A 767-nucleotide genomic window follows, 5' to 3' on the forward strand; every position below is an offset into this window, starting at 1 on the left:
GAATAATAAACAATACAGTATTTTAGATGATAATGATTGAGATTTTAGATGATTATAAGTTCTAACATAGTAACTGAGTCATTAGCATTAAATCTATCTTTTGGACTAACAGTTGTAACATTTTTTCTTCAAAAAAATAAACCAAAAATTTATACTTAAAAATAAAAACACGGTTACCCTAAGAAAAAGAACAATTTATTTTCTACAAAATAAAAACCACTGCTTTCTGAGCAATGGTTTTTATATAAGCTATCTATCTTTAAAAAGGATAGTGGACTGCTCACACTACCGTATTTAAGTTTCCTCATATGGCGGAATCAAGCGAACCACGAATTTGTATTTCATGGTCCATTATGTCTCTTTGTGCCGTGACCATTCTCAACCTTCTCCAAGCTTTTAATAGAATTCACTACTAATTTCTTTGAGTCCTCTATTAGGATTGTCTGCTTTAGCGAATGGCATGAATTTTGTTAAAAGGATCTGTCCAATAAGCCCTCAATGTCTTTTAAAATAAATCAGGTTTACGTACATTATTTTCATTTATTATCGATGTGACAATGTGTAGTGAATCCCATTCTCCGCCTGAAAATTTTATAATTGGGTATTTTTTTGGAAATAGCTTATTACGGATAACTTCAGGTGAATTCCCTTCTTTTTGTAAAGTTAACACATTATGTTTAATAGATAATAAATAGTCTCGTTTTCGTTCAAGCGCTGCGCGACCATCTTCTACAAACCCTACATGGTTGCAAAATACATCTTGAAAA

At 31.2% G+C, this 767-nt stretch carries 1 pseudogene; it reads right to left on the reverse strand.

The features are described from left to right. Positions 1-505: 505 nt before the first annotated feature. A pseudogene (locus V7056_RS02700) lies at positions 506-767 on the reverse strand (MBL fold metallo-hydrolase); the annotation flags it as partial.

The sequence above is a fragment of the Bacillus sp. JJ664 genome, from assembly GCF_036962205.1.
Lineage (GTDB): Bacteria > Bacillota > Bacilli > Bacillales > Bacillaceae_G > Gottfriedia.